The 26,837-nt window shown below is 69.1% G+C and carries 22 protein-coding genes and 2 pseudogenes; 9 read left to right on the top strand and 15 right to left on the bottom strand.

Annotated features, from left to right (window positions below; all coding sequences use genetic code 11):
* Positions 1-3 precede the first annotated feature (3 nt).
* From Q664_RS24525 to Q664_RS24485, 9 genes are all read right to left on the bottom strand, one after another.
* A complete protein-coding gene (locus Q664_RS24525) occupies positions 4-348 on the bottom strand; it encodes a hypothetical protein (protein WP_152622316.1) in 345 nt (114 codons plus the stop codon).
* Positions 349-428: 80 nt separating this feature from the next.
* The gene (locus Q664_RS24520) at positions 429-1,217 is read right to left on the bottom strand and encodes an Imm49 family immunity protein (RefSeq protein ID WP_052518611.1); all 789 of its coding nucleotides are present in this window, start codon (positions 1,215-1,217) and stop codon (positions 429-431) included.
* Positions 1,217-2,542, bottom strand: a complete 1,326-nt coding sequence (locus Q664_RS24515) for a TIGR02270 family protein (protein ID WP_043400381.1) — start codon at positions 2,540-2,542, stop codon at positions 1,217-1,219. Before Q664_RS24515 ends, Q664_RS24520 begins: the two co-directional genes overlap by 1 nt.
* A 3-nt stretch (positions 2,543-2,545) precedes the next feature.
* Entirely contained in the window at positions 2,546-3,010 is a 465-nt protein-coding gene (locus Q664_RS24510; RefSeq protein WP_043400378.1) for a DUF4150 domain-containing protein, read from the bottom strand.
* A gap of 4 nt (positions 3,011-3,014) precedes the next feature.
* Positions 3,015-3,848, bottom strand: coding sequence for an Imm49 family immunity protein (locus tag Q664_RS24505; protein WP_052518610.1), 834 nt, complete (start codon positions 3,846-3,848; stop codon positions 3,015-3,017).
* Positions 3,849-3,873: 25 nt separating this feature from the next.
* A complete protein-coding gene (locus tag Q664_RS24500; RefSeq protein ID WP_043400375.1) occupies positions 3,874-4,464 on the bottom strand; it encodes an imm11 family protein in 591 nt (196 codons plus the stop codon).
* A gap of 27 nt (positions 4,465-4,491) precedes the next feature.
* Positions 4,492-5,661 carry an AHH domain-containing protein gene (locus Q664_RS24495; protein WP_043400373.1) on the bottom strand — a complete coding sequence of 390 codons (1,170 nt, stop codon included), beginning with the start codon at positions 5,659-5,661 and terminating at the stop codon, positions 4,492-4,494.
* Positions 5,662-5,734: 73 nt separating this feature from the next.
* Positions 5,735-6,841, bottom strand: coding sequence for a hypothetical protein (locus Q664_RS59295; protein WP_160174489.1), 1,107 nt, complete (start codon positions 6,839-6,841; stop codon positions 5,735-5,737).
* A complete protein-coding gene (locus Q664_RS24485; RefSeq protein WP_043400370.1) occupies positions 6,838-7,863 on the bottom strand; it encodes a DUF2169 family type VI secretion system accessory protein in 1,026 nt (341 codons plus the stop codon). Before Q664_RS24485 ends, Q664_RS59295 begins: the two co-directional genes overlap by 4 nt.
* 610 nt (positions 7,864-8,473) lie before the next feature.
* Here Q664_RS24485 and Q664_RS24480 point away from each other — a divergent pair.
* From Q664_RS24480 to Q664_RS59290, 3 genes and pseudogenes are all read left to right on the top strand, one after another.
* A complete protein-coding gene (locus Q664_RS24480; protein ID WP_152622315.1) occupies positions 8,474-8,842 on the top strand; it encodes a hypothetical protein in 369 nt (122 codons plus the stop codon).
* Positions 8,839-8,976 (top strand): annotated as a pseudogene (gene tnpB, locus Q664_RS62990) (IS66 family insertion sequence element accessory protein TnpB); the annotation flags it as partial. The gene Q664_RS24480 and the pseudogene tnpB, both read left to right, overlap by 4 nt.
* 92 nt (positions 8,977-9,068) lie before the next feature.
* Positions 9,069-9,392: pseudogene (locus tag Q664_RS59290) on the top strand (phosphotransferase); the annotation flags it as partial.
* A gap of 3 nt (positions 9,393-9,395) precedes the next feature.
* Here Q664_RS59290 and Q664_RS24470 read toward each other — a convergent pair.
* Complete coding sequence (locus Q664_RS24470; RefSeq protein ID WP_043400362.1) at positions 9,396-9,893, bottom strand: gluconokinase; 498 nt, start codon at positions 9,891-9,893, stop codon at positions 9,396-9,398.
* A gap of 285 nt (positions 9,894-10,178) precedes the next feature.
* On the opposite strand from Q664_RS24470, the gene Q664_RS24465 reads away from it, so the two are divergent.
* On the top strand, positions 10,179-11,609 hold the full coding sequence (locus Q664_RS24465; protein WP_043400359.1) for a serine/threonine-protein kinase: 1,431 nt from the start codon (positions 10,179-10,181) through the stop codon (positions 11,607-11,609).
* A 118-nt stretch (positions 11,610-11,727) separates the two neighbouring features.
* A complete protein-coding gene (locus tag Q664_RS24460; protein ID WP_063934752.1) occupies positions 11,728-12,543 on the top strand; it encodes a hypothetical protein in 816 nt (271 codons plus the stop codon).
* Positions 12,544-12,549: 6 nt separating this feature from the next.
* Here Q664_RS24460 and Q664_RS24455 read toward each other — a convergent pair whose 3' ends face one another.
* The 3 genes from Q664_RS24455 to Q664_RS24445 all read right to left on the bottom strand — a co-directional run bounded on the left by Q664_RS24455 (position 12,550) and on the right by Q664_RS24445 (position 16,617).
* Positions 12,550-14,595 carry a neutral/alkaline ceramidase gene (locus Q664_RS24455; protein WP_052518618.1) on the bottom strand — a complete coding sequence of 682 codons (2,046 nt, stop codon included), beginning with the start codon at positions 14,593-14,595 and terminating at the stop codon, positions 12,550-12,552.
* An 87-nt stretch (positions 14,596-14,682) separates the two neighbouring features.
* Positions 14,683-15,852, bottom strand: coding sequence for a two-component system sensor histidine kinase NtrB (locus tag Q664_RS24450; protein WP_043400357.1), 1,170 nt, complete (start codon positions 15,850-15,852; stop codon positions 14,683-14,685).
* 144 nt (positions 15,853-15,996) lie between these two features.
* Complete coding sequence (locus Q664_RS24445; RefSeq protein ID WP_052518617.1) at positions 15,997-16,617, bottom strand: acyltransferase; 621 nt, start codon at positions 16,615-16,617, stop codon at positions 15,997-15,999.
* Positions 16,618-16,900: 283 nt separating this feature from the next.
* Between Q664_RS24445 and Q664_RS24440 the strand changes: the two genes are divergently transcribed.
* The gene (locus Q664_RS24440) at positions 16,901-17,233 is read left to right on the top strand and encodes a cupredoxin domain-containing protein (protein ID WP_043400352.1); all 333 of its coding nucleotides are present in this window, start codon (positions 16,901-16,903) and stop codon (positions 17,231-17,233) included.
* A 19-nt stretch (positions 17,234-17,252) separates the two neighbouring features.
* Here Q664_RS24440 and Q664_RS24435 read toward each other — a convergent pair whose 3' ends face one another.
* A complete protein-coding gene (locus tag Q664_RS24435; RefSeq protein ID WP_043400349.1) occupies positions 17,253-18,656 on the bottom strand; it encodes a sigma-54-dependent transcriptional regulator in 1,404 nt (467 codons plus the stop codon).
* 3 nt (positions 18,657-18,659) lie between these two features.
* On the bottom strand, positions 18,660-20,105 hold the full coding sequence (locus Q664_RS24430) for a sensor histidine kinase (RefSeq protein ID WP_043400346.1): 1,446 nt from the start codon (positions 20,103-20,105) through the stop codon (positions 18,660-18,662).
* A gap of 383 nt (positions 20,106-20,488) precedes the next feature.
* Here Q664_RS24430 and Q664_RS24425 point away from each other — a divergent pair, with 383 nt between their 5' ends.
* Genes Q664_RS24425 through Q664_RS24415 form a run of 3 tightly spaced genes read left to right on the top strand, consistent with a single transcriptional unit; the run spans position 20,489 to position 26,718 of the window.
* On the top strand, positions 20,489-21,985 hold the full coding sequence (locus Q664_RS24425) for a TolC family protein (protein ID WP_235216855.1): 1,497 nt from the start codon (positions 20,489-20,491) through the stop codon (positions 21,983-21,985).
* Positions 21,986-21,998: 13 nt separating this feature from the next.
* A complete protein-coding gene (locus Q664_RS24420) occupies positions 21,999-23,417 on the top strand; it encodes an efflux RND transporter periplasmic adaptor subunit (protein ID WP_043400341.1) in 1,419 nt (472 codons plus the stop codon).
* A gap of 4 nt (positions 23,418-23,421) precedes the next feature.
* Positions 23,422-26,718: an efflux RND transporter permease subunit gene (locus Q664_RS24415; RefSeq protein WP_043400339.1), complete on the top strand. Its 3,297-nt coding sequence runs from the start codon at positions 23,422-23,424 to the stop codon at positions 26,716-26,718.
* Positions 26,719-26,837: the final 119 nt, after the last annotated feature.

The following is a 26,837-nucleotide window of genomic DNA, read 5'->3' as shown; positions in this document are numbered from 1 at the left end:
CGCTCAGGGGGCCGGCCGCGGCCCCAGCTCCCGGAGGAGGGTGGCCACCAGCGCGTCCGGAGCCGCCGTGGCCTCCACCACCAGCGCGTCCTCCGGCACCTCCAACGCCGCGAGCTGGCTGTCGAGCAACACCGCCCGCATGTAGTGGCCCCGCCGCGCATTCAACCGCTCGGCGAGGAGCTCCCGGGGAACCTTCAGGTACACCCACCGCTGCCGCGCCGCGTCCACCGTCAGCCGCTCCCGGTAGGCTTCGGGCGGCGGCGCTTCGGCGGCGAGGAGCGATGTGCGGGGCAACAGGCACGCCGTCATCAGGGCAGCGCGCAGCAGGAACGCAGCGGCTCGACTCATCGGGAGGAGTGCATGCCCGAGCAGGGGGGCTGGGAAGATGGGCAGGACGACGTGAGGTTATTGGGGCATGCGTGGAGCGCTCAGCCATTCCAGATAGGGCGCTGCCGGCTCCCCGGCTGCGGCGCGGAGAGCGTGATGGGTGGGATGAGGGGGTACTGAGAGCGGGTTCGCAGTCCCCGGGCTCTTGCCAACCGGACGAAGGCAATGCCCTCGACGAACACGTTGGCATCCGTAGCCAGGGCAAGCGGGTTGGCCATTCCCGATTTGCGCTGCCGGTCCATCCGGGACTGGTAGGCCTCGAGCGCCGCCAGCAGGCCCTTCTCGAAGGCAGCGGAGTCGCCCTGCACCAATGCCTTCAACACCTCGAACCGCGGATACTCGGCGCCTTCGAGCACCCGCTCCATATGGTCCAGCCCATCGAACAACTCCGTCCGGGTCGTGGCGGCGGACGCGAGCATGGGCAGCAGCGAGAAGAACCCGTGGTCCTCCGGGTACTCCAATGCATCGTGCCATTTCTTCTCCGCGCGCTCATCGATGCGCCGGACCAGGTCCGCATTCCCGATGGCCAGCGCATCCAACAGGGGCTCCGCCCGGCTACGCGCCAAGTAGTACAGGTCCATGTCGGGCCACAGGTGCCTGCGCTCGAGCAGTTGGAGGTAGGAGTCCGCGGCCAAGTACAGGTGCTGGAAGAATCCCTCGGCATCGTATTGGGCGAGCAGCCGTCCACAGGCCAACCGCCGGTAGAGCAGGCACACATCGAGCACGTCCTTGGGGTGCACCACGCCCGTGCGCAGCATGTCCAGCCGCAGTTCGGTGAGTTGCTCGATGTTCTCGTTGGTGAATTCGAGTTCCTTGATGCCCATGGCCATCAGCTTTTCTTGTCGAAGGTCTGGACCGAGATGCGCGGGGTCGATCCATCGGCCCCCAACAGTTGCTTGCGCTGGCGTGCCACACGGCCTCGGGGTTGGATCCAGAGCGTTCCCCCGCTGCGGAGGGCCAATTCCAGTGCCAGGACATGCCGCCGCCGCATGGACTCGTGCTGGAGCGCCAGGAGGAGCGTCCTGGCAGCGAAGGGCTGTCCTCGCAGGTAGCGCCCTCGCGGATCGAAGTGCTGACGGGCGCTCCGCCACCATTCGGTGATGGCGTCGACGGCCGGCGGGGTGAGTTGCTCCTCGGGCTTGGGAACCAGGTCCGCGTCGAGCTCCTCCTCCTCGAGGGGCGGGAGCGGCTCGTCTTCCGCCGGAGGCGCTCCCACGTAGCGGCCCTCCAGACGCAGGCCCGTGATGGCGGAGAAGGCCTCCGCCGCCAGGGCCGAGTTGGGGGCGGGCCCCTCCTGCATGGCCCCGAGGCACGCGTCCGCTGCGGCCACCCGTCCGCTGAAGCCCAATGCCCACAGGGCCTGCGCTCGCGAGCCAGCCTCCTCCAGGCCTCGAAGAACGGGCTCCAACTCCTTCTCACCTCCGCCAAGCGCCAGCAGCAACCACGCCCTCGCGCGCTCCGCCGAGGAAGATTGGGCAAGCGAGAGGCAGGCCGACCAGGCGGCGTGAGCGCCGCACTGTAACCCCAATTCGATACCCGCCAGGCGGACCGCAGGCGCTGTCGCAACGAGCGCAGCGGGAACGAAGCCCGCGCGGTACGGCTCGGGGAGGAACCGCACGCACCGCAGGGCGGCGACCCGCGTCCGGACGTCCCCGTCCATGACGGACCCAGCCAGCAGGGAGGTGTTCGGTGCCTCGCCATGGAATGCCGAGACCTCGAACGCCAGCGCCCGAAGCCCGGGGAGGGGAGAGGTCAGCAACGGCTTCAGTTGCTCGGCGCGTTCCGGCCCCTCCCACAGCTCCAGCGTCCGCTGGATGGCTGCGTGCCGGGCCTCGTCACCTTCTTCCAGGGCCTTCAGCACGCGCGGGTAGGCGTCGGCACCGGACTGGGCGAGCAGCGCGTACGTGGCCACGCTGATGCGCTCCGGCTCGTCTCCCTCCAACGAGGGCTCCACGAGCCGCCCGGCGACCATCTTCCCCCCTTCGGCGAGCTCCTCCATGTGCGCCAGCAGGCGCTCCTCTTCCCGGCCCGTCTCCTCCAGGGAGTACTCCGGCGAGACCAGGCACCGCTCACGCCGGGCCCACAGGAAGGCAGCCTCGTCCAGGTGCTCCTCGAAGATGTCCCAGCGGGGGAGAAGATCCTCTCGCAAGCCCATCGGTCAGTACTTCTCCTCGCAAGTGGGGCACTCCTTCTCGCCCGGAGCGCCGCCCGGGGCGATGACCGGTGGTTGGAGCACCGGCGAGGGAGGGGTGTTCTTGTCGTTGTGGAGCATGAGATCCATGGCCCGGGCGACGTTCTTGCCCTCGATCTTCACGTCGAAGGAGTAGTTGACGAACTCGGCCTTGCCCTTGGTCTTGCTGGAGGCCACACCGCCGCCAGCGGTGCCGCCCTCGTCACCGGTGCTGGTGCTGAAGTTCGAGTCCTTCAGGCAGGGCGGGTTCCCCTCCACGGTCACCGTCTTGCTCGCCTGGGCCGTGTCCGCCGAGCGCGCGATGTTGGGATAGGGGATGGGGATGGGGCCGCCCGGGCTGGGCGTCTTGCAGACGTCCGGAAAGGCCACCGAGGTGCCATTGCTGTCCTTCGTCACCACCGACATCTTATTCACACCCACCGTGTTGCCCATAGGTTCACCTCGAGGATTGCCGCGGATGGGTGCGCGGATTGGAGTGGGCCGCTCGTTTCCAGAGCGGCTGCCGCCGGAAGGCCTGGCGTGGAGAGGACAGAGCCGCGGCGGGAATGAGGCGGTACTTCTCGCGGATGCGCAGACCCCGGACCCTGGCCACCCGGACGAGCGCGACCCCCTCGACGAACACACCCGCCTCGGGCCCGGCATAGGGGTTTCCCAGTCCCGAGCCGGCTTCGCGCTTCCGTTCGGCCATCCAGGCCCCGGTCAGGTCCTTGAGCGCCCGCTCGAAGCCCCTGGCGTCCTCGCGGGCCAGGGCCAGCAGGATGTCATAGCGGGGATAGGAGATTCCCTGGAGCGCCTGCTCCATCTGATCCAGCCCGTCGAGCACCTCCAGCCCCTCGAGGGCCTCCCGCTCATCCGCCCCGGCGGACGCGAGCTTGGGCAGGAGGGAGAAGAACCAGAAGTCCTCTTCGTACTCCATGCCCTCGCGGTACGTCGTCGCGGCAAGCGCGTCGATGCGCCGGGCCAGCGCCACGTCCCCGATGGCCAAGGCATCCAGGAGCGGCTCGGCGCGGCCCCGCGCCATGTAGTACGGGTCCAACCCGGCCCCGCCGGAGTGGCGTTCGAGGAACTGGAGGTACAGATCGGCCGCCCGGTAGAGGCAGGAGAAGAAGCCGCCGGCATCCTTCTCGGAGAGCAGCAGTCCACACCCCAGGCGCCGGTACATGCGCGACAGTTCGAGCACGTACTGAGGCTGCTCGTCCCCGTTGCGCAGCTCCGCGCGGCGCAGGCCGATGAGCTGCATCAGGTTGATGTTGAGCCGCACTGTATCCATGTCTCTCGGGCGGAGCCCCCGTCAGTCACCACGTGAACTTCTCGCCCTGCTCGCAGAAGGTCAGTCCCGTGAGCTTCTCGGCTCTGAGCCGCTGGGCCAGATCCAACCGGACGACGTGGACCCTCGTGTACTCTCCCAACCGGAAGAGCTTCGCCTCGTTGGGAATCTTCTTGGGCTCGACGGTCAATTTCCTGACCGAGAGGATGCGTCCATCCTCGTCGCTGTCGACGAACTTCGATTTCTCCCGGTTCATGCAGGGAATCTTCTGCAGCGGGTTGGCGACGTAGAACTCCCCCTTCGTCGGGCGCCCCCGCTTGTCCTTCAAGGTGAACGGGAGATACTCGATGACGTCTCCCGTCACGCCCTCCGCTTCGAGCACTTCCCGGGCCCGGTTCGAGACGATCAACACGCCCGAGGTGTTGTCGACCAAGTCGCCCAGCATGTCTCCGCCGTCCTCGGACAGGCTGAACGTATTGGCCTTGGAGATGACCTTCTTCAGGCTGACGCCCTTCGTCATCTTCGACTTGTCGGACACGTTGCCGCCGATGTCCTCGATGTAGGCCAACCTGGGGTCAGCGGATCCGGAGAGGAGCAGGTAATTCCATTCATTGCTCATTGCGCATTGCCTCGTGGCGCGGTGGACTCACTTGATTTCGTGGAAGCCCTTGTCGAGGAGTTCCTCCCGCTGTTCCTCGCAGTGCTCGCGCATCAGCTTCGTGAAGTCATTGGCGGCCTGCTCTTCCACCTTGTGCCGCTCCTTCTTGGGCTTGTCCTTGCAGCGCTTCAGTGCAGCGTCGAGGTGGTCGCGAACCCCCTCCAGCTTCGTCTTGAGTTCTCTCGAGTACGAGGAATGGTCGGCCCCCATCTGCCAGGGAATGTGCGCGGCGAGGTCCAGGATCCGCGCCGGATAGACTTCACTGGGCAGCAGCATCATGTTCAGCTCGTCGTGGATGTTCCACGAGCCCTGCATCACGATCCGGGCCCGCGACATGTAGTTGAGCAGTGGAGGGTCCTCACTCAGCCCGTTCAGCACATACTCCTGGAAAGCACTCGGGGGAATCATGTGGTGATGCTCGTGCTCGTACGGGTACCACGCGCCGAACCCCTTGGACTCATTGGTCTCTACGATGTGGAAGTTGATCGGCCCCTGGTAGGTCCCTCCCGAAGCGCTGTCTTTGGAGAGCGTCTTCATGACGTCCAAGCTTTTCTGGGTCGCGCCGTAGACGGCCTTGGAGTCCCGGGAGTCTAGGTTCATCTGATACTCCACGTCCCAGGCGTGTGGATCCTGCGCCAACCTGCCCAACGCGCTCCCGTATCGCCCCCTGTAGGCGGTCAGGAATCGATCCCCCTTGCCAGGCTTCGAGGCGTTCTTCCGCTTGGCGATATCCACGGCGATCGAGACATATTCCTCCATCTTCGTACTATGGCGCAGCTGGTTCGCCCGGCGGTCCAGCACGAGATAGCCGAGCTTCTTCGCCACTTCCTGGTTGTTGTCGCGGGGCTTCTCGGGCTTCACGCCCGGGATCCGGCGGGTGTTGTAGACCTCCGTTGACTTCTTGGCCTGCTTGATGCCATTGGCTTGGTAGTGGCACGGATGGGTGTCGTACTCGCCCTTGGGAATCTTGATGCACTCGCCACTCGAGGTGCCGTAGCCGTGCTTCCAGAAGCACGCCTTGCCCGGGTTGTTCTCGTGAAGCTTGCTGAGCGCCCTGGCATCGTCGATGTGCCGCTTGTTCGGGTCGTTGGCGTTGTCCTTGGCGTTGTCCTTGGCCGCCGCAGCGGGCGAGGCCGCCGCGCTGGGCTTGGGCTTCACCGAACGGCCCTCCGGGCTCGGGGACGCAGAACTCTGCGTGGGCTTTCCCGTGTCGCCTTTTTCTTTTTCAGACTCATCGGCCAACCCCATGTGGAGGTGAAGAGGAAGAGGAGGACTCGGCCCGGCAGAGGAGCGCGGCGGCCACCTCGCCCGTGTCGGCACTGGACCAGAGCAGCACATCGCCCCCGGAATAGCCGCGCCAGAGGGCGCGCGCACCGGCCACCACCGAGATGGCGCCACTGGCGGCGCCCGTGTCCCCCAGGGAAGCGGCGGGCCAGAGCTGCGCGGCGGTGGAGAAGTCATGACTGCCGGACAAACGCACGAGTGTGTTGCCCCACTCCTCCGCCCGGGCATCCTCGCCATTCAGGTCGCCGTAGATGGAGCCGGGTCTCCGCCCGGGAGGGACAGCCCTGGTGATGACCTCGGACAGGGCAATACCGGCGGAGCGCTCCCCAGCGGCCCGCGACGCCGGCTCCTGCCCCACGGCGAGCCCCTCCAGTGTGCACAGGATGCGAGCCTTCCGGCTCCGGGCTCCCGTCAGGGACTCGATGAGGAACGCGCCCGCGCCCTCTCCGGGCATGAGCCCGCGAGGCGTGACATTCGTCTTCAACCGCCTCTCGGCGTTGAGCAGTTCCAACGTGTCGCTCTCGAGCAGGCTGTCCACCCCGACGATGAGCGCGCGCTCGATCTGCCCCTGCTCCAGCGCCAGCGAAGCCTCCCGCAGTGCTCCGAGCACCGCCGCGTGCCCCTGGAAGCTCACGCGCCGGCGCTTCTCCGGGATGGGCAGTTCGAGATGCCCCGCGAGCTCGGCCGTGAGGTTCCCTTCGAGAATCTCATCGTAGAAATCGATCTCCTCGTTCCTCGTCCGCGACAAGCCCACGTAGAGACCCGCGCCCTGCCAAAACCGGGCCCCTTCCTTCGTGAGCCGGGCATCGTGCAGCAGCTCCTCGACGGCGTGGACCCCCATGCGGAGATAGCGCCCGATCCCTTGAAAGCCATCGGTGATGCCGCGCAGCGGATGGGCGGTGAGGAGCACGTTGCCGTTGCCTCCGTCCGCGGGCACCTCGAACTCGACGGGCCAGGGCCTCGTCATTCCGCAGCGGAGGGCGCCACACGCGGTCACCACGTCGTGCCCTACTGTCGTCACCAGGCCAAGGCCCGTTATCGCCAACTGCATCATGACAGCCCCACCGGGGTGGACGTGGAGATCGAGAGCTCCAGCACGTCATCAGGGCCATCCTTCAGGACGACGCTCCCCCGCCACAGGAGCATGACACGCTCGATGTCGGTGTCGATGATGCAGGTATCGAGTTTCATCTCCACCCAGCTATCCCCCGCGAACGCCAGGACCGCCTTGACTTCTGGAGACTGGGTGGGCAGGGCGAAGGACAGCGGACGGGGCGAGGCATTGAGCACGGTGACGGGCTCGCCGCCCTTCAGATAGCCGGGGGCGACCAATCCTGGCGAGGCCGCATTGAAGTAGCGCCGGTCGAAGTCCTTCGGCAACCTGGGCATGCGTTGCTTGCGCCAGGCATCGTCGTAGGTCCCGGCGAAGGCGGTCCTCGGCTGCCAGTGTGGAGAGATGAATCCGAAGCCCGCGGGGGGCACCACCTGGCCGAATTGCCGCACGGGATGGTCCGGCTCCTCCAGGTTCGGCAGGCGCAGTTCCTCCTCGAAGTTCCGTGGACTCGCCCGGAAGCCCACCCCCACCGGATTGCGTGGCTCGAAGGTGTGCCGAGCGGGCTCCGGGTGGCTCCGATCCCATCCTCCGAAGGCCCTCTCGTAGCGCAGGGGCAGCTTCTCGAAGACGAGCGGCTGGGTCATGGAAATGGAGCCCATGCTCTTGAACCACACGCGCTCGCCCACGACACGAACAGATTTTTGCAGCGTCCCCACCTTCAACGAGACCAGGAGCGAGGTGGTGTTCTGCTCGGCCGCATGGGCGTGCCCCACCAACACGACATCCGTTGCCGGCTTGAAGAGGGCGCACTCCGGCTCGTAGCGGTAACTGGACTCATCGGGTTTGCCCCAGTACTCGCCCGCGATGTTCACGGGCACCTGCTCATCCGCCAGCCGGAGCGGCCCGGACCCGAGGACGTAGGTCGCCTTGACGACGACCAGGAGGAGAGGCCGGCCCTCTTCATCCGCCAGGGCCAGCGGCTCACAGGCGAAGGGAGTCTGATTGTCAATTGGGTTCCGCACGAGCTCGTAAGACCGCTGGAGGTTGGAAGTCCAATGCCCGGGAAATCATCATGCCATACGGTTCAGGGCTCCTCCAGCGCCAGACCGGTCGCTCTGGCACCTCGCCCGAGGTGACTCCATTCGCGCGAGTCAGAACGCCAAAGTGCTCGTGAGCGCTCGCCGCCATCGTGGTTCGTTCCGGTGGCCGGCTGCGGATCACCGCCTGTGACGTGTCGCTGGAGCTGCACGTGCGCGCGTTCACGGCCGCGGGGACCGGGCCTGTCGATCTGCTCATCAACAACGCGGGCGTGAGGAGCCGGAGGCGGCCGGGACCAGGCTCCATCGGCACTACTCGTGGGCCCGCGAGCCTGCGGCATCGCCCTCACGCCAGGGAACGGACACCGGGGAAGATTCGCGCGCGTCTCACCTTTTGCGCATAGGCGGAATAGAGGCCGTGTTGAAGGTGGGGGCTGGAGCGGAGGGACCGAGGAGGGCTGCTGACAGGGACCGCCCGAGCAGTGAGCCCGGGGCATAGGCAGCATAGCAGCCCTGTCCTCGCCCGAGCCCGTCGTGACGTGAGCGGGGGGACGTGAGCATGTCCATGGCCGAGAAGGAGACGGCAGCAATGGACATGAAAGAGCGGGCAGAGAGATTCCGGCAGCAGGTACTCGAGCGAGGCGGAGTGGGGCCGCGTGCGCACTACACGCAGGAGCAGCGGCGGGATGCAGTGGCGTACGAGAGAGAGAGGCAGCAGCAGGGAGCGAGCAGCGAGGAAGCAGCGAAGGAGTTGGGCATGAGCACCTGGACGATCAGCCGCTGGGGCAGCGCGGCCCGGCGAGCCCAGGAGGAGCCCGCGCGCACCAGTCTGGTGCTGGTAGAGGTGAAACCGGCGCGCAGTGCGGACAGGGCAGGAGCGTTGGTGGTGCATGGGCCCGGAGGAGTGCGAGTGGAGGGCATGTCCATCGAGGATGCGGGGAAGTTGCTGCGAGGGCTTACGTGATTGGCTCCACGCGCCGGTTGAGTGTGTACGTATACGGGCAGCCGTGCGACATGCGTAAGAGCTTCGACGCGCTGAGCGGGCTGGTAACGCAGGCGCTGGGGCGCGACTTCCTGTCGGGCGACATCTTCCTGCTTCTAGTCCGAATACGAGCTCGTCCGTCAGGCGCTGCCTCCGCGCCCCCAACGGGTGCGGGTGGAGAACGCGCGCTTCCCGTTGGACAACGAGGAGCGGTTGCTGCGCTGGCTCTCGGCAGTGGAGGCCGAGGCCGCGCCGGGCCTGCACGAGGACCTCCACGACGTGGCGCGCGCTCGCCAACCCCGGGCCCTTCCTCGCCTTCACCCACGGGGACCTCGCGCCGGGCAACGTGCTCTTCACCGCCAACGGCCCACGCCTGCTCGACTTCGAGTACGCGGGCATGCGGCATGCGCTGTACGACGCGCTGATGTGGCTCGCCCGCACGTTGGAGACGCTGGAGGCCCGCCTGCGCGAGCGCTGGACGGTGCCGCCCTTCGTGTGGCCCGCCTTCCGCGAGCTGGACGAGCTGGAGTGACGCTCAGGGGGCCGGCCGCGGCCCCAGCTCCCGGAGGAGGGTGGCCACCAGCGCGTCCGGCTCCGCCGTGGCCTCCACCACCAGCGCGTCCTCCGGCACCTCCAACGCCGCGAGCTGGCTGTCGAGCAACACCGCCGGCATGTAGTGGCCCGTCCGTGCCATCAACCGCCTGGCGAGGAGCTCCCGGGGCACTCGCAGGTACACCCACCGCTGCCGCGCCGCGTCCACCGTCAGCCGCTCCCGGTAGGTGCGCTTCAGCGCCGAGCACGCCAGCACCAGCGTCTCGCCCGCCGCCAGCGTGTTCTCCACCAGCTCCCGCAGCACCGTGAGCCAGGGCGCCCGATCCTCATCCGTGAGCGCGAGGCCCGCGGCCATCTTCGCGATGTTGCCAGGAGGGTGGAACTCATCCGCGTCCCGGAACCGGCACCCGAGCGCCGCGGCGAGCCGCAGTCCCACCGTCGTCTTCCCCGAGCCGGACACCCCCATGACGATGATGACCACGCGTGTGTGCCTCCACGGGCTCCCCGTGCTTTTTGCACATCCACCGCAGCCGGGCAGCGAGAGCAGAAGATTCATGCAAACCCGGGAAATGTGGAAGTTTTGATCAATCCTACCCGCGTCCAGCTGAACGAATTGAGCACGGCTTCCGGCGGCCCGCGGGGCGTGCGCTGGTGGGCAATGCAACGCCTTGATTTTCCGCCACGCCCCACCTCTCGCGACACCGCTCCGGCCCCTTCCGCCCACGTCTGTCAGGAGCATGGCCCTTGCAGGTGTTGGGTATCCGCCATGCACTGCGAGCACTGCGCATCAGAACATCCCGTCAGCGGCCCGTGTATCGAGCAGGTCACCTGGACGGGGGCCGAGTCGTCGGACCAGGTTCCGCGGACGATTCCCGCCCTGTTCGATTTGCGGGGACGCACGCTCGGGCACTACCGGCTCACCCAGCTGCTGGGCAGCGGGGGCATGGGCACGGTGTACCTGGCCGAGCAGACCATCATCGGGGCCCGGGTGGCGGTGAAGGTGCTGCACCCGACCATGGCCCAGGACGACCGGCTGCGCGCGCGCTTCTACGCCGAGGCGCGCACGGTGAACCTCATCGGCCACCCCAACATCGTCCGCATCTTCGACATCAACGAGTCCGAGGACGGGCTGCACTACTTCGTCATGGAGTACCTGGACGGCCTGCCCCTGTCGCGGCTGCAGCGCCCCGCGGAGCCGGAGCTGGTGGCGTGGCTGCTCGCCCAGGTGTGTGACGCGCTGGAGGCCGTCCACCGCAGCGGCGTGGTGCACAGGGATCTCAAGCCGGACAACCTCCTCATGATGGAGCGCCCGGGCGAGCGGCCCACGCTCAAGGTGCTCGACTTCGGCGTGGCCAAGGCGCTGCACGGCGCCGGCACTCCGGAGCAGACCATGGTGGGGCAGGTGTTCGGCACCCCCGCGTACATGGCGCCGGAGCAGTGGGCGGGCCAGGCCGTGGATGGGCGCGCGGACGTCTATTCCCTGGGGGTGACGGGCTACCTGCTCCTCACCGGCCAGCTGCCCTACCCGCGCGGACAGATGGCGGAGCTGGTGTTCTCCTCGGAGCCGCCGGCCCCGCTGCGCGCGCCCCACGAGCTGGCGCCCCACGTGCCGGAGGCGCTCTCCCGCGTCCTGCTGCGCGCCCTGGCCCGCAACCCCGCGGAGCGCTTCTCCAACGCGCTCGAGTTCAAGAAGGCCCTGCTCGCCTCCGTGCAGCCGGAGCCCGCCTCGCGGCCCCATGCCACCCGGCTGGCCCAGGCCGCGCAGGTGGCCTCCGAGTGCGGCAACACGCCCATCCCCGCGCTCCCGTCGCTGCCGGATCCGAACGATCCCACCCCGCCGCCCACCTGGACGGCCCGGGTGCGCCGCGCCCGGGACGCCGGCTCGGTGGTGGTGCATTGCAGCGAGCTCAGCCGCGGTGGCCTCTTCATGTGCTGCGCCGAACCCTTCCCTCCACTCTTCACCCGCCTCGAGTTCACCCTGCAGATCGGCGGCGAGGAGGTGGAGTGCGTGGGCGAGGTGGTGCGGCACGTGGACTCGGCCCAGGCGCGGACCTGGCGCATGTCTCCGGGCGTGGGCCTGCAGTTCATCAACCCCTCGCCCCGGCTGCGCGAGCTGCTGATGCGGCTGCACACGCCGCAGCGGCCGTCCGCGGCTCCATGCGCCACGGGCCTGAAGGAAGCCCTCGCGCAGCTCTGAGAGGAACTCCCGGGTGTCCGCTTCTCATCAGTCCACGGAGCGGGAACGTCCAGAGCTCGACGGGGACGACTCCAGGACAGGCCCTGTCCTGTGCGTAATGAATACCCTCATGTGTGCCATGATGCGTGCACCTGAGACGGCGACCCGGGGGGGTTGGAAGCTGGTGCTCGTGTGCGCCGTGTTGCTGTTGGGTGCGTGCCGGGAGTCGGGCACGGCCTCGGGCACGGCGCTCTACGTCACCACGGAATTCGATCCCACACTGTTGCTCACCCAGGTCCGGGTGTGGGGCGAGGTGCAGGCAGGAGCCCCCTTCGGACCGCACGTGCTTCCGGAGCAACCGGTGCGGGTGCTCTCCAGCGGGGAGACGTTGCGCGTGCTGCTGGAGGACGGCGTCACCAACGGCGTGCACGCCAGGGTGTACGTCGAGGGCCTGCGCGACGGGAGCGTGGTGGCCCGGGGCGAGAGCAGCGTGCAGCTCCGCGACGGCTACGAGGTGGACGTCACGCTGCGGCTGGAGCCCTCCAGCCCGGACACCTTCTGCCTGGGGTGCGACGGTTGCTGCGAGGACGGCGTCTGCACCCCTTCCTCCCGGACGGCGTGTGGCACGGGCGGCAACACGTGCGTGACGTGCGATCCCCAGCGGACGGACACCTGCGATGCCCGCGGCGTCTGCGTGTGTGGCTCCAATCCCGCCTGCAGCGACCTGACGGTGGACCGGTGCGTGGGTGGGCAGTGCAAGTGTGGAAGCAGTGGCCCGTGTGCCCAGGGACAGGAGTGCGTGGACGGGACGTGCCGGTGCACCAGCAACTCGTGCTCGGGCTGCTGCTCGGGCACCACGTGCGAGCCGGGCAACACGAAGGACAAGTGTGGCAAGGACGGTGGCACCTGCCGCAAGTGCAGCAGGAGCTGCAACGCGGACCGGAGCTGCAACTGAGCGTCTTCACTTCACGGTGAAGGTGCGCGAGGTGCCCCGGTACGGGCGCACCCGGCCATCCCAGCCGGACTTCCAGTCGCCCTCGTGGACGATGCGGTAGGTGCCGGGAACGGCATCCGGCGGAATGGCCCACTCGATGAGGACGTGCGAGCAGGCCAGGGTGGGCATGCAGTAGCTGCGCCGCCACGTGTACTTCGTCTCCCAGTCCCAGTCGTAGGCCACGTCCTCCCAGAGGAGGCCCGCGCGGCGCTGTACGCGCAGGAAGGTGCCCTGGGGGCGTGGATCGTTCTTCGGATGTCCGCCCCAGAAGGTGACGCGCACCGCCTCGCCCCGTGCGTAGGACGCGCGCGCGTCGGAGAAGACGCCGCCGAAGCGCGCCCACAGCGGCTTGTCATCGAGCAGGACCCCGGGCCGCAACCGGCTCTGCTGCTGGCACAGGTCGCGCGGCGTGGGCCCCGGAGGCACGGGCGAGCCCTCGCGCAGGGCCCGTGCCAGTGTGTCGAATTCCTGCTGCAGGGCCGCGAGCGTCCAGGGCCCGAAGTGGGTGGAGGCGCCCTCGTAGTCCTGCCGGGTGTACTCCTCGCGCGTGGCCACGTAGCCGGAGTAGGCGTTGGACAGGCCGGCGATGACCACCTCCGTCACCCCCGCGGGCTCCAGGTGCGCGCGCACCGTCTCGCGCAGGCGGCGCCCCGCCATGGTGGTCAGCTCGAAGGGCACCGCCACCAGCGCCACGTTGCCCAGGGTGACGAGCTGCAGCGGCAACACCTCGGGGCTCCACGGGAAGGGCTTCATCCCGCCCATCTCCAGCACGATGGGCTTCTCCGCCTGGCAGGCCGTGGTGGTGGTGGTGCAGGTGAAGGCGCTCCACAGGTCATGGATGGCGGCACACGTCGCGCCCTCGCCGCCCCCCACGCCCGGCCCGTCCTCCGCGCCCGACAGCATGGAGAAGCCAAAGGCCGCCGTGCAGGTATGCGCCGGAGGGCCTCCCGTGAAGGCGGACCGCACCTCCACGTCATCCATCTTCACGTGGACGTGCCTGTAGTCCACGCCACCGGTGAGGGGCGTGGTGGCGCTCGCGTAGAGGGAGGCGGCGCGCTCGTACTGCTTGCGGCCGGAGAGCGCCGTGCTCTCGAAGTCGTCCCGGCCCCCGCCGTCCTCGCCGCCGAAGATGTTGGGCGTCACGTCCCCCTCGTTGGCCTGCGCGAAGGCCGCCACGAAGGTGTCCCCGGTGGCGTCGTAGCGCGTGCCCTTCTCCTTCTCGAAGAGAGAGGAGGCGTAGCCCTTGTTGTCGCCGCTGATGTACCGGTTCTCCTGCCCCATGGACGTGGTGTGCACCGCGAACCAGTTGATGAGCCCCACCTCCACGCCCGGCTCCTTCGTGAAGCGCAGGAGCGTCATCCGCTTGTCCGTGTCGTACGCGTAGCGCGCGCGCTCCTCGGGCGGATTGAGGTGGTAGGCCTCGGGCGAGCGGTTGCGGCTCGCGTCGAGCAGCTCCCCCGCCGCCAGGGTGATGTGGCCCGGCGCCAGGTGCTCGTGCGCGCGGACGATGGACTGGTAGATGCCCTGGACGATGACCTCGAAGTTCTTCGGCTCGAAGCCGAACGTGCTCAGGTTGTAGAGCGCGTAGTGCGAGTAGCCCCCGGGCCCGCTGTGCGTGTGCGTGGCGCTCAGCAGCACGTTGTCATCCGCGTAGAGCGGCCCGAAGGTGGCCTTCAACCGCCGCACCACCTCCTGCTTCACGCCCTGGAACACCATGCCCAGGTCCGCGCTCACGAACACCACGCGCTTGCCATTGCACGGCGAGGCGATGACGAAGGCGCGCGAGCGCAGACGCTGGTGGATGCCGGCCGTCTGCTGCTCCAGCTCCACGTACCCCATCATCCCCACCTCGGCGGCGGGGCCGGTGATGTCGTGGATGCCACTGCCGATGAGGAACGACCGCTGCCCGGCACAGGTGCCACCGAGCCCCTGCCCGCCCCTCCCCATGGGGAGCCCTCCGTCCGTGCCGGCCTCCCGCGAGCCGCGCTGGCCGCAGGCGGCGAGCGCCAACATCAGTGCGAGCACCCCCAGACGGATGAAGGACGGCACATCCACCTCCAGGAAGGGCCAGAGCACGGCCCCTCACAGGAGGTTAGGAACTCAGGAGGCCATTGGCAGCGTCACGCGGAAGACGGTCCCCCGGCCCACCACGGACGTCACGGTGATGCTTCCACCGAGCCCCCGGACGATGTCCCGGCACACCGACAGCGCCGGCCGGGCCTCGCGAGAGGTGAAGCCCGGCTCGAAGATTTGCGAGAGCTGCTCGGGGGGGAAGCCGGCTCCGGTGTCATGCACCTCGACCACCACGGAGCCGCCGCCCGCCTCGCGGGTGACCAGGCGGACCTCGTTCTCCTCCGTGTCTCCGCCATCCTTCAGCGACAGCACGGCGTGGAGCACGAGGTTGAGCAGGGCCTGACGCAGCCCGCTCTCACTGCCAGCCACCTCCGCCCGGGCCCCGTAGTCGCGCACCAGCCGCCCGCGCGAGCGCAGCGTGCTGGACACCATCTGCCCCACCGAATCGAGCAGCGTGTTCAGGTCCACCGGCCCCTGGGACTCCGAGCGGTAGCTGCGCAGGTGGCCGATCAGCTGCCGCAACCGCTCGGCGCCCTCGCGCACCTCGCCCACCGCCTCACGCCACTCGGCCACCTGCGAGGCCGGCGCGGACCCGGCGATGTCCCCCATGCTGGAGAGCAGGTAGTCGAGATTGGCCAGCATGAAGGCCAGCGGGTTGTTCATCTCGTGCGTGAAGCCCGGCACGAGCATCCCCAACGTGGCCAGCTTGTCCGACTGCTGCAGCCGCGCCTGGAGCTGCCGGCGCTCGGTGACGTCCGTGAGCGTGCCCAGCACCTCGCCCTGGCCCGTGGGCGAGCTGTGCGCGGCCAGCTCCACCCACCGGGGGCCACCGGCCGCCAGCAGCTTGAGCTCGAGCCGGAAGGAGGCCTGCACCCGCGCGGCGATGGCATCCAGCAGGGCCTGCACCCGCGGCCGCTCCTCCGGGTGCACCATCTCCGCCAACGGCTGGCCCAGCACATCCTCCACGGCCAGCCCGGTGAGGGCCGTCCACGTGGGGCCCAGGAAGGTCAGGTTCCCCTGGCCATCCAGGTGGAAGACGACCTCGCTGAGCTGCTCGGCCAGGAAGTGGTAACGCAGTGCGTCCGCCGACAGTCCGGAGCGGAGCCCCTCCGCGAGCAACCCCATGCGGGACAGCGCACTGCGCGATGGGCTCTCGTCCTCGAAGGTGATGACCTGAGAGAGCTGCTGGTACGCCATACCGCGCTCCTTTCCCCCGGGGAGCTGCTCAGTCGGAGATGGGCCACAGCATAAGGCTCACGAATGAAAGCGCGTCAATTCGCCGTCATCCCCCAGCTACAGGCCTGTCACGAGTTGACAGAATTACCGGAAAAAGTCCGGTGGTTATTGTTCCGAATCGTCCGGTGGTGACCAGGAGGCGCTGGGAGTGCCGGAGCGGCGGCGCTCGCGGCGATCACCGATGACCCGTGCGGGGACGCCCGCGACGATGGCCCAGGGGGGCACATCGCGGGTGACGACGGCGCCCATGCCCACGACGGCGTGGTCACCCAGGCGCACCCCGTCGGTGATGCCCGCGTTGGCGCCCACCCACACGTCCTTGCCGAGCACGATGCCGCGGGAGGTGACGGGCTGCTCGCGCACGGCCCTGTCCGGGGCGAGGCCATGGTCGAAGGCATAGAGGGTGGCGCCGGTGGCGATGCGGCTGCCCTCGCCGATGTGGATGCCGGAGGCGCCTCCATCCAGGCTGACGCGCGCGTTGAGGCTCACACCGGCCTCCAGCACCACGGGCCCGTGCACGAAGGCGTTGGCGGCGATGCTCACTCCGGGGCCGATGATGCGGATGGGGCGGCCCGGCTCGGCGAAGAGGTGGGCGTCCGGGGAGATGAAACAGCCCTCGGCGATCTCCACCGTCTCCAGCTCGCGCAGCTGGTCCTGCACCTCCTTCTGCCAGGCCTCGGCCCAGGCGCGGTGGCGCGGCTTGAGCGTGAAGTAGAGCCACGGCATCCAGGACAGGCGCTGCTTGTGCTGCTCACGGCGGCGGGCGTCGAGATCGTCCACGGCGTTTGACTACCACGAGGGAGCACCCATGCAACCAGGCCCCATGCCGCACGAGCCCCGGGCGTCGGAGCCCTCGCGACCGTGACCGTGCGGGTTACAGGGAAACCCGCCTGGACACTCCCGTCGGGGAGCTCACGCCCCAACCCCGCGAGAACAGGCACGCGCGGACCCCGGCACGCGCCGTGCTTTGCCTGGGAGCGAATCCTCACCCCTCCCGGAGAAACCACCGATGAAGACCCTTCTGATGGGAGCCCTGACCGCCCTCACCCTCGCCGCCGCCCCGGCCAACAAGAGCGGCGTCCGCACCGTGGAGATCTCGGTGACGTCCAAGGGCTTCGAGCCCGCGAACGTGACGGTGAAGGCGGGACACACGGTCCGCCTCGTCATCACCCGCAAGACGGACAGGACGTGCGCCAAGGAGATCATCCTGGATGACCTGGGCATCAACCAGCCCCTGCCCCTGGACACGCCGGTGACCCTGGAGTTCACCCCCAGCGAGTCGGGCACGCTGCGCTACGCCTGCGCCATGGACCACATTGGCGGGATCGTCACCATCCAGTAGCCCGCCGTGCCGCGGCCCGTCACGACCGCGGCTTGAAGTCGTCGGAGCGGATGCTGTAGCGCTTCAGCAACCGGTGCAGGCTCTCGCGCTCGATGCCGGCGTGCTCGGCGGCGCGGGTGACGTTGCCCTCGAAGTCGCGCAGCAGGGCCGTGAGGTACTCGCGCGAGAAGCGGTCCCTGGCCAGGTCCAGCGCGTCCCGGTAGGGCAGGTGCTTCGCCGCCCCACCCGGCAGGGTGCCTTCCTGACGCTCGCGCACCTCGGGCGGCAGGTCGCGCTCCGTCACGGAAGGCCCCGTGGCCACCGCCACCGCGCGCATCAGCGCGTTCTCCAGCTCGCGCACGTTGCCCGGCCACGGGTAGCCCACGAGCGCGCGCAGCGCCTCCGGGGTCATCCCCTCCAGCGTGCGCCCCATCTCCTTGCAGTGCTTGTCGAGCAGGTGGGCCGCCAGCAGCGGAATGTCCTCCTTGCGCTCGCGCAACGGCGGCAGTTGCACCGGGAAGACGTTGAGCCGGTAGAAGAGATCCTCCCGGAAGCGCCCCTGGGCCGCGGCCGCACGCAGCTCCCTGTGCGTGGCGGCCACCACCCGCACGTCCACCTGCACGGGCCGGGTCTCGCCCACGCGCCGGACCTCCCGCTCCTGCAGCACGCGCAACAGCTTCACCTGCGCGTTCAGCGGCAGCTCCCCCACCTCGTCCAGGAAGAGCGTTCCGCCATGGGCCTCCTCGAAGAGGCCCGCCTTCGCCTGGGCCGCGCCGGTGAAGGCGCCCTTGCCGTGGCCGAACAGCTCGCTCTCCACGAGCTCCGCCGGCAGGGCCCCACAGTTGACGGCCACGAAGGGCTTCTCCCGCCGGGCGCTGTTGAGGTGCACCGCCCGCGCCGCCAACTCCTTGCCCGTGCCCGTCTCGCCCGTCAGCAGCACCGTGATGTCCAGGCGCGCCGCCTGCGCGAGCAGCCGATGCGCTTCCTGCATCGCCGCGCTGCGGCCCACGGCTCCGGCGAAGGCGAAGTCCGAGCCCGGAGCTTCCGGCCCCAGGCGCTCGGCCTGGAGGCGCAGCCGCCGGCGCTCCATCGCCCGCGCGACCAGCTCCACGGGAGCGTCCGGGAGGAAGGGCTTCTGGAGGTAGTCGAAGGCGCCCGCCCGCATGGCCTCCACCGCGTCCGGCACCGTGGCGTAGCCCGTCATCATCACCACCTCGGTATCGGGGGAGCGGGACTTGACGGCGCGCAGCACCTCGAAGCCGTCCGCCCCGGGCATGCGGACGTCCGACACCACGACGTCGAACTCCTGCGCCGCCACCAACGCCAGCGCACGCGCGCCGTCCTCCGCGCACGTCACCTCATAGCTGTCGCCCAGCAGCCGGGCGAAGAGCTTGAGGATGTTCTCCTTGTCGTCCACCACCAGCACACGTCCGCGCGTCTCCATGCCTCACGCCCTCCCCTGCGACGTCGCGGGCAACCACACGGTGAAATGTGCGCCCGGCCCCGTTCCCGCGGCGGCCTCCAGGTTGCCCCCGTGCGCCTGCACGATGCTCTGACTGATGGCCAGCCCCAGCCCCGTCCCGCTGGGCTTGGTGGTGAAGAAGGGCTCGAAGAGGCGCTCGCGCGCCGTGACGCTCAGGCCCGGGCCCGTGTCCTCCACGTGCACCTCCGCCCCCTTCTCCGTCTGCACCAGCCGCACCCGCACCCGCCCCGTCTCTCCGCACGCATCCACCGCGTTGCGCATCAGGTTGAGCACCACCTGGCGCAGCTTCGTCAGGTGTCCCGCGGTCCGCGCCTCGCCTTCCACGTCCACCGTCACGGCGCCCAGTTGTCCTCCCTGCCTCAACCGCTCCACCACCTCTTCGCACAGGGCTCGCAGATCCACGGGCTCGGGCTCGGCCGGCAGGGGTCGCGAGAGCGCGAGCAGATCCTCGACGATGTCGCGGCTCCGCACCGCCTCGTCCTCGATGACCTGGAGGTCCTCGCGCAGATTCCCCTCCGCCTTCTTCTTCATCATCCCCACATAGCCAAGGATGACGGTGAGCGGGTTGTTGATTTCATGGGCCACCCCCGCCGCCAGCCGGCCGATGCCCGCGAGCTTCTCGCTCTGCACCAGCCGCTCCTGATGCTCGCGCAGCGCCGCCGTCATGGCGTTGAACTGGCGGGCCAGCTCGCCGAACTCGTCGGGGGTCGTGATGTCGATGCGCGCGTGCATGTCTCCCGCCGCCAGCCGCGCCGCGCCCTCGCGCAGCCGGGCCACGGGCCGCGCCACGGAGCGGACGATATAGACACCCACGCCCATGGCCAGCAGCGGCGCGCCCACCAGGAAGAACAGGGTCCACTGGAAGGCGGAGCTCTGGAGCTCGGCCACCCGGGCCTCGGCCGCGTCCACCGAGTGGTTGAAGTGGCTCACCAGCCGGTCCGTGCGCTCCTCCATCTGGGACACGAGCCCCAGCGCCCGGCCATGCTCGCGCTCCATGTCCTCCTGCCGCCCCGCCAGCACCGCCGGCAGGAGCGCCTCGCGGAAGAGCGTGTCCAGCGAGCGCTGTGCCCGCTCGATGTCCTCCACCCAGGCCCGCTCTTCGGGCCCCAGGGCCTGTCCCTTCATCTCCTCCGTCAACCGGCTCACCCGGCTGGCCGCGGTCTCATAGAAGTGCAGGTGGCTGTCATTGCCCAGGATGAGGGTGTGGGCCTGGTGCGCGTAGGTGTCCCGGATGGCGCTGGCCACCTCGAGCGCCGAGCGGACCGCGTGCTGCCGCGCCTGCATCTCGACCATGCGGGCATGAATCTCCCGCATGTGCACGAGCACCAGGACGGATGACACCACGAAGAGGGAGACCAGGGCGGCGAGGGCCAGACTGAGACGCCGGGCCGTGCCCGAGGGGACCTGCATGGATGAGCGCTCCTCCACCACCAGTACTACGCAAGCCCGATGCCAACTGCCCGCCCCAGCCTAGGCCAGTGGGAGCAGGTTCATTCAAGGGCACTCTCGCGGGAAGGCACGGGGCGCCTTCCGGCCGCGCGGCGCGCCAACTGGTCCAACAGTCGGACCAGTTGCTCTCCATCGCCGCCGGAGCGCCTCTCCCCCCCTGACAGGACCTCCTCCTGGCGCAGGCGGGCGTTTCACCCGGGCCCATGTGATTCCCCCGGTTACACCGTGACGCCCCGGGTAGCTGTCGCGCCGATGACTCCGGGCCTGGAACCCGTCGCGCCCCTCTGTCCGCCTCGCCCTGACGAGGATGGGCCCGTGGCACACCCCCTGCACAACCCCTCCTCGTGCGAACCCCTCACGCTCCCTCCCAGCCAGTCCCCACCCCAGGCGGGCGGCGCCATGTGCTCGGGCAGCTCGCCCTCGTGCTGGCGCTGTGCTCGCCCGTGGTGGCGTTCGCGCAGACGGAGACTCGTACGCCTCCCACGCAGGCGGCCTCCGTACCGGCACTGCCCACGGACCCGACGCTGGAGCAGCTCCTCACGGAAGCCCTCGCGAACCGCCCGGAGTTGCCCCAGGCCGAGGCCCCGGTCCGGGCCGCCCGGGAGCGCGTGCCCCAGGCCAGTGCCCTGCCAGACCCGGTGCTGCAGGTGGGCATCCAGAATGACGGTTTCAACGGCTTCATGATTGGCGAGATGGAGACCAGTTACTTCAGCATCATGGTCTCCCAGTCCCTGCCCTTCCCCGGCAAGCGCGAGCTGCGTACCGAGGTCGCGCAGCTCGGCGCCAGGGCCGCGTCGACGCAGGTGGCGAGGGTGCGGCTGTCCATCGAGGCCGAGGTGCGCCGGGGCTACCTGGACCTGCTGCTGACGCGCGAGCGGCTGATGCTGCTGGAGCGGCTCCAGACGCTCTGGAAGCAATCGGCCGACGTGGCCCGCATCCGCTACGAGACCGGCGAGGGAGCCCAGTCCGACCTGCTGCGCGCCCAGCTCGAGCTCAACCGGCTGCGCCAGCGTCAGCTCGCGTTGCGCGCCGAGGAGCGCGTCCGGGTGCAGACGCTGAACCGGCTGAGCGGCCGGCCCCTGGAGACGCCCCTGCCCACCACCATGCGCGTGCGCGACATGGGAGTGCCCGAGCCCGGCGACGTCGAAGCCGCGGAGAAGGACGCACTCGAGCGCAGCCCCGAGCTGGCCCAACAGCGCACGCTGGTGGCGCAGGCCGGTCAGCAGGTGGCACTGGCTCGCCGGGAACGCCTGCCCGACTTCACCGTGAGCGCCGGGGTGATGCCGCGCGGCGGTGCCTTCCCGCCCATGTGGCAGGCCAACGTGGGCGTCACCCTGCCCGTCTTCTCCGGGAGCAAGCAGGACCGCGTGGTGGCCGAGCGCGGTGCCCAGGCCGAGGCCTCGGCCCGCGGGGTGGAGACCCTGGAGCAGGTGCTGCGCCTGCGGGTGCGCGAGCGCCTCATCGCCCTGGAGGCACTGCGCGACACGGTGGCCATCTACCGGGACGGTCTGTTGATGCAATCGGCGGCGACCGCCGAGAGCACCCTGACGCAGTACCGCGTGGGCCGCGCCTCGTTCGCCTCGGTGCTGGAAGCCAACACCGGCATCATCCGCGACGAGGAGGACTACCTGCGCACGCTCGCCGACGCGCAGCGCCTCGCCATCGCCCAGGCCGAGGTGAGCCTGGAGCCCGTGGCCTCCATGGGCGGCAGTGCACAGTCGGCGGGCGGCATGCCCGGTACGGGGAGCACTCCGTCCGCTCCCGCGGGTGGCGCCGCTCCAGCGGGTGGCTCGCCGGGTGCCCCCGCCTCCTCTTCCTCTTCCTCCATGTCGGGCATGTAGCCCTGGAGAAACCATGTCTCTCGAGACTCCCCCACTGCCCCCCTCGCCACCGCCCTCGCGCCGCCGCTTCGGAGCCGCCGCGCTGGCCGTGACGGCCCTGGGCAGCGCTGTCCTCGGCGGTGGCGCCGTGCACCTGCTGGCGCACAGGGACGCGGCACACGAGGCCCACGCACCCGCCACGACCACGGCCACCTCCGAGCCGGCGGCCACGAAATACCAGTGCCCGATGCACCCGAGCATCGTGCAGGACCACCCGGGCAAGTGCCCCATCTGCGGCATGGACCTGGTGCCGATGACGCCCGCGTCGGCATCCGCTGGCGACCCGGGTGCCCCCGCGGTGGAGGGCCTGGCACCCGTCACCATCGACCCCTCGCGCCAGCAGCTCATCGGCCTGCGCACCGCGCCAGTGACGGAGGGCAAGGTGGGGGGAACATGGCGGACCAACGGCCGCGTGGCCATGGACGAGACCCGCGTGCGCCGCGTCACCCTGAAGGTGCCCGCCTTCGTCGAGCGCGTGTACGCGGACTTCACCGGCAAGCCGGTGCGGCGCGGCGAGCCGCTCTTCTCCGTCTACAGCCCCGAGCTGCTCGCGGCGCAGGAGGAATACCTGCTGGCCCTGCGCACCCGTCAGGCCCTGGGCCAGTCCGGCGGGATGTCCGCGGACGGCGACGCCCTGGTGGCCGCGGCCCGGCGCAAGCTGCAACTGTGGGACGTACCGCAGGCCACCCTCGAGCGGCTCGCCGAGACGGGCGAGGCCACCCGCTCCCTCACCCTGGTGTCGCCCATCTCCGGGGTCATCACGAAGAAGGACGTGGTGGAGGGCGCACGGCTGGAGGTGGGCGCCACGCCCTATGAGATCGTCGATCTGTCGCGCGTGTGGGTGCTCGCCGACGTGTATGAGAACGAGCTGCGCCACGTGAAGGTGGGCATGCCCGCCACGCTCCAGCTCAAGGCGTTTCCGAACCGCATCTTCGCCGGGAAGGTGGCCTTCCTCGACCCGGTGCTCGACCCGGCCACGCGCACCGTCAAGGTCCGCCTGGAGTTCCCCAATCCCGAAGGCGACCTGCGCCCCGAGATGTTCGGCGAGGTGGTGCTCCGGGGCACGACCCGCGAGGGGTTGAGGATTCCCGCGGATGCCGTCGTCCCCACCGGAACCACCCAGGTCGTCTTCGTGGCGCTCGGCGGCGGCCGCTTCCAGCCCCGCGAGGTCCGCCTGGGCGAGTCGGATGGAAAGAGCGTGGAGGTGACGTCGGGCCTGAAGGCGGGTGATGAGGTCGTCACCGGCGCCAACTTCCTCGTCGACTCCGAATCGCGCCTGCGTGCCTCGCTGGCGGCACTGGCCGCGTCCTCCTCGGGCGGTGCCACGGCGCCTCCTCCCGCTTCGCCCCCCGCGGCGACTCCTCCCACTCCCTCCGGCCACGGAGGCCACTGAGGCCATGATCCGAGCCATCATCCGCTTCTCGGCGGAGAACAAGTACCTGGTCATCGCGGCCACCGTGGTGGCGCTCATTGGCGCGTGGTGGACCATGCGGAACACGCCGCTGGACGCGTTGCCGGACCTGTCCGATACGCAGGTCATCGTCTACGGGCGGTGGGACCGCAGCCCCGACATCGTCGAGGACCAGGTCACCTACCCCATCACCACCGCGCTGCTGGGCGCCCCGAAGGTGAAGGCGGTGCGCGGCTTCAGCGACTTCGGCTTCAGCTACGTGTACGTCATCTTCGAGGACGGCACGGACATGTACTGGGCGCGCACGCGGGTGCTCGAGTACCTGTCGAAGATAACGCCCCAACTGCCATCGGACGTGAAGGTGGAGCTGGGCCCGGACGCCACCAGCGTGGGGTGGGTGTTCCAATACGCGCTGGTGGACAGGAGCGGCAAACACCGGCTGGACGAGCTGCGCTCCTACCAGGACTGGTTCCTGCGCTATCAGCTTCAAAGCGTGCCGGGTGTCTCCGAGGTCGCCACCGTGGGCGGACAGGTGCGCCAGTACCAGGTGACGGTGAATCCCAACAGCCTGACGAGCTATGGGCTGTCACTGGACGCGGTGGTGCGCGCGGTGCGCCAGGGCAACAACGACGTGGGGGGACGGCTCGTGGAGGTGGCCGGGCGCGAGTACATGGTCCGTGGCCGGGGCTACGTGAAGAGCGTGGAGGACATCGAGAAGCTCGTGCTCAAGTCCCAGGGCGGCACGCCCGTCACCATCAAGGACGTGGCCACCGTGACACTGGGCCCCGAGCTGCGCCGCGGCGTGGCCGACCTGGACGGCGAGGGCGACGTGGTGGGCGGCATCGTGGTGATGCGGCAGGGAGAGAACGCCCTCAACGTCATCGAGCGCATCAAGGCGAAGCTCGAGGAGCTGAAACCCTCGCTGCCCGAGGGCGTGGAGATCGTCACCACCTATGACCGCTCGGACCTCATCGAGCGGGCCATCGACACGGTGACCTTCAAGCTGGTGGAGGAGATCCTCATCGTCTCCCTCATCATCCTCATCTTCCTGTGGCACATCCCCTCGGCCATCGTGCCCATCGTCACCATTCCGGTGTCGGTGGCGCTGGCCTTCATCCCCATGTACGCGATGGGGCTGAACGCCAACCTCATGTCGCTGGCGGGCATCGCCATCTCCATCGGCGTGCTCGTGGACGGCGCCATCGTCGAGGTGGAGAACGCGTACAACAAGATCCACCACTGGATGAAGGATGGGAAGAAGGGCGACTTCCACCAGGTGCGGCTGGAGGCGCTGATGGAGGTGGGACCGGGCGTCTTCTTCAGCCTGCTCGTCATCGCCGTGGCCTTCATGCCCATCTTCACGCTGGTGGACCAGGAGGGCCGCCTGTTCCGCCCGCTGGCGTACTCGAAGAACCTCGCCATGGCCATCGCCGCGCTGCTGGCCATCACCCTCGACCCGGCCATGCGGATGCTCTTCGCCCGCGTGGAGCCCTTCCACTTCCGCCCGAGATTCCTGGCGTCGATGGCGACGCACGCACTCGTGGGCAGGTACTACTCGGAGGAGCGGCACCCCATCAGCCGGCTGATGCATCGAATCTACGAGGGCCCCTGCCGCTTCGTGCTGCGCCACGCGAAGGCCACCCTGGCGGTGAGCGCGCTGCTGGTGGCCAGCAGCATCCCCGTGTACCTGCACCTGGGCAGCGAGTTCATGCCGCCGCTCAACGAGGGCACCATCCTCTACATGCCCTCGGCGGTGGAGCCCGGCATGTCCGTGGCCGAGGCGCAGCGCGTGTTGCAGGTGCAGGACAAGCTGCTCATGCAGTTCCCCGAGGTGGAGCGCGTCTTCGGCAAGGCGGGCCGCGCCAACACGTCCACCGACCCGGCGCCGTTCACCATGATGGAGACGACGGTGCTGCTGCGCCCCGAGTCCCAGTGGCGCGAAGTGCCACGCTGGTACAGCGGTTGGGCGCCCGAGTGGCTGAAGGGGATGCTGCGTCCGTTCTGGAGGGATCGCATCACCCAGGCCGAGCTGGAGTCGAAGATGAACGCCGCGCTCCAGTTGCCGGGCATCTCCAACGCGTGGACCATGCCCATCAAGGGACGGCTGGACATGCTGTCCACGGGCATCCGCACGCCGGTGGGCATCAAGATCATGGGCGCGGACCTGGCCACCGTGGAGCGCATCGCCCGCGAGACGGAGGCGGTGGTGGCGAAGGTGGAGGGCACGCGCAGCGCGTTCGCCGAGCGCGTGGCGGGCGGCTACTTCCTGGACTTCGTCCTCAAGCGGGACGAGCTCGCCCGCTACGGCCTGAGCGTGGACGACGCGAACATGATGGTGATGACGGCGGTGGGAGGCGACAACCAGTCCACCACCGTGGAGGGCCGCGAGCGCTACGGCATCAACGTGCGCTACGCGCGGGACTACCGCGAAGACCTGCAATCGCTCAAGCGCGTGCTGCTGCCGCTGCCGGACGGCAAGGGGCAGATTCCCATGGAGGCCATCGCGGACGTGGTGCTCGCCCATGGGCCCTCGATGATCCGCAACGAGAACGGGATGCTCACCGGCTACGTGTACGTGGACTTCGACACCGCCAGGTACGACGTGGGCCGCTTCGTGGATCGCGCCAAGGAGGCGGTGACGGCGAGCGTGAAGATGCCGACGGGCTACTCCATGACGTGGAGCGGGCAGTACGAGAACATGCTGCGGGTCCGGGAGCGGTTGAAGCTCGTCATCCCGCTCACGCTCGTGCTCATCTTCGGGCTGCTGTACATGAACACGAAGTCGGCGTTCAAAGCGGGGCTCGTGATGCTGGCGGTGCCCTTCTCGGCCATCGGCGCGGTGTGGCTGCTCTGGGCGCTCGACTACAACGTGTCCATCGCGGTGTGGGTGGGGATGATCGCCCTGATGGGCCTGGACGCCGAGACCGGTGCCTTCATGCTGCTCTTCCTCGATCTGTCGCACGACGAGGCGAAGCAGCGCGGGCGGCTGCGCACGGTGGGCGATCTGGAGGAGGCCATCATCCACGGGGCGGTGAAGCGCGTGCGGCCCAAGGCGATGACGGTGATGGCGGCGATGCTGGGTTTGCTGCCCATCATGTGGTCCACGGGAACGGGAGCGGACGTGATGAAGCGGATTGCCGCCCCCATGGTGGGCGGACTGGCCACGAGCTTCCTGCTGGAGCTGCTCGTCTATCCGGCGGTGTACTTCCTGTGGAAGCGCCGCGAGGTGGTGCCAGGTCCGGCCACTCCCGAGGCGGAGGGCCCTGGCACCGTCATGGCGTGAGCGCTCCAACCCGCGTGTCGAGCCGCCCCGCTGCGAGCAGGGCGGAACATGCGTTGAGCCAGAGGATCCACCGTGCTAACCGCGACGAGGCACTGTCCACTGTCCTCCGCCCCCCGCCC

It is taken from the genome of Archangium violaceum Cb vi76 (assembly GCF_000733295.1).
In the GTDB taxonomy this organism is placed as follows: Bacteria; Myxococcota; Myxococcia; order Myxococcales; family Myxococcaceae; genus Archangium; species Archangium violaceum.
The sequence above is the reverse complement of the archived record's forward strand: the minus strand, read 5'-3'. Positions and strand labels throughout refer to the sequence as shown.

Bases quoted from the DNA above. Each gene is read 5' to 3' on its own strand.
- Q664_RS24525 (WP_152622316.1), bottom strand. From the start codon at position 348: ATGAGTCGAGCCGCTGCGTTCCTGCTGCGCGCTGCCCTGATGACGGCG.
- Q664_RS24520 (WP_052518611.1), bottom strand. From the start codon at position 1,217: ATGGCCATGGGCATCAAGGAACTCGAATTCACCAACGAGAACATCGAG.
- Q664_RS24515 (WP_043400381.1), bottom strand. From the start codon at position 2,542: ATGGGCTTGCGAGAGGATCTTCTCCCCCGCTGGGACATCTTCGAGGAG.
- Q664_RS24510 (WP_043400378.1), bottom strand. From the start codon at position 3,010: ATGGGCAACACGGTGGGTGTGAATAAGATGTCGGTGGTGACGAAGGAC.
- Q664_RS24505 (WP_052518610.1), bottom strand. From the start codon at position 3,848: ATGGATACAGTGCGGCTCAACATCAACCTGATGCAGCTCATCGGCCTG.
- Q664_RS24500 (WP_043400375.1), bottom strand. From the start codon at position 4,464: ATGAGCAATGAATGGAATTACCTGCTCCTCTCCGGATCCGCTGACCCC.
- Q664_RS59295 (WP_160174489.1), bottom strand. From the start codon at position 6,841: ATGATGCAGTTGGCGATAACGGGCCTTGGCCTGGTGACGACAGTAGGG.
- Q664_RS24480 (WP_152622315.1), top strand. From the start codon at position 8,474: ATGAAAGAGCGGGCAGAGAGATTCCGGCAGCAGGTACTCGAGCGAGGC.
- Q664_RS24465 (WP_043400359.1), top strand. From the start codon at position 10,179: ATGCACTGCGAGCACTGCGCATCAGAACATCCCGTCAGCGGCCCGTGT.
- Q664_RS24460 (WP_063934752.1), top strand. From the start codon at position 11,728: ATGATGCGTGCACCTGAGACGGCGACCCGGGGGGGTTGGAAGCTGGTG.
- Q664_RS24455 (WP_052518618.1), bottom strand. From the start codon at position 14,595: ATGTTGGCGCTCGCCGCCTGCGGCCAGCGCGGCTCGCGGGAGGCCGGC.
- Q664_RS24450 (WP_043400357.1), bottom strand. From the start codon at position 15,852: ATGGCGTACCAGCAGCTCTCTCAGGTCATCACCTTCGAGGACGAGAGC.
- Q664_RS24445 (WP_052518617.1), bottom strand. From the start codon at position 16,617: ATGCCGTGGCTCTACTTCACGCTCAAGCCGCGCCACCGCGCCTGGGCC.
- Q664_RS24440 (WP_043400352.1), top strand. From the start codon at position 16,901: ATGAAGACCCTTCTGATGGGAGCCCTGACCGCCCTCACCCTCGCCGCC.
- Q664_RS24435 (WP_043400349.1), bottom strand. From the start codon at position 18,656: ATGGAGACGCGCGGACGTGTGCTGGTGGTGGACGACAAGGAGAACATC.
- Q664_RS24430 (WP_043400346.1), bottom strand. From the start codon at position 20,105: ATGCAGGTCCCCTCGGGCACGGCCCGGCGTCTCAGTCTGGCCCTCGCC.
- Q664_RS24420 (WP_043400341.1), top strand. From the start codon at position 21,999: ATGTCTCTCGAGACTCCCCCACTGCCCCCCTCGCCACCGCCCTCGCGC.
- Q664_RS24415 (WP_043400339.1), top strand. From the start codon at position 23,422: ATGATCCGAGCCATCATCCGCTTCTCGGCGGAGAACAAGTACCTGGTC.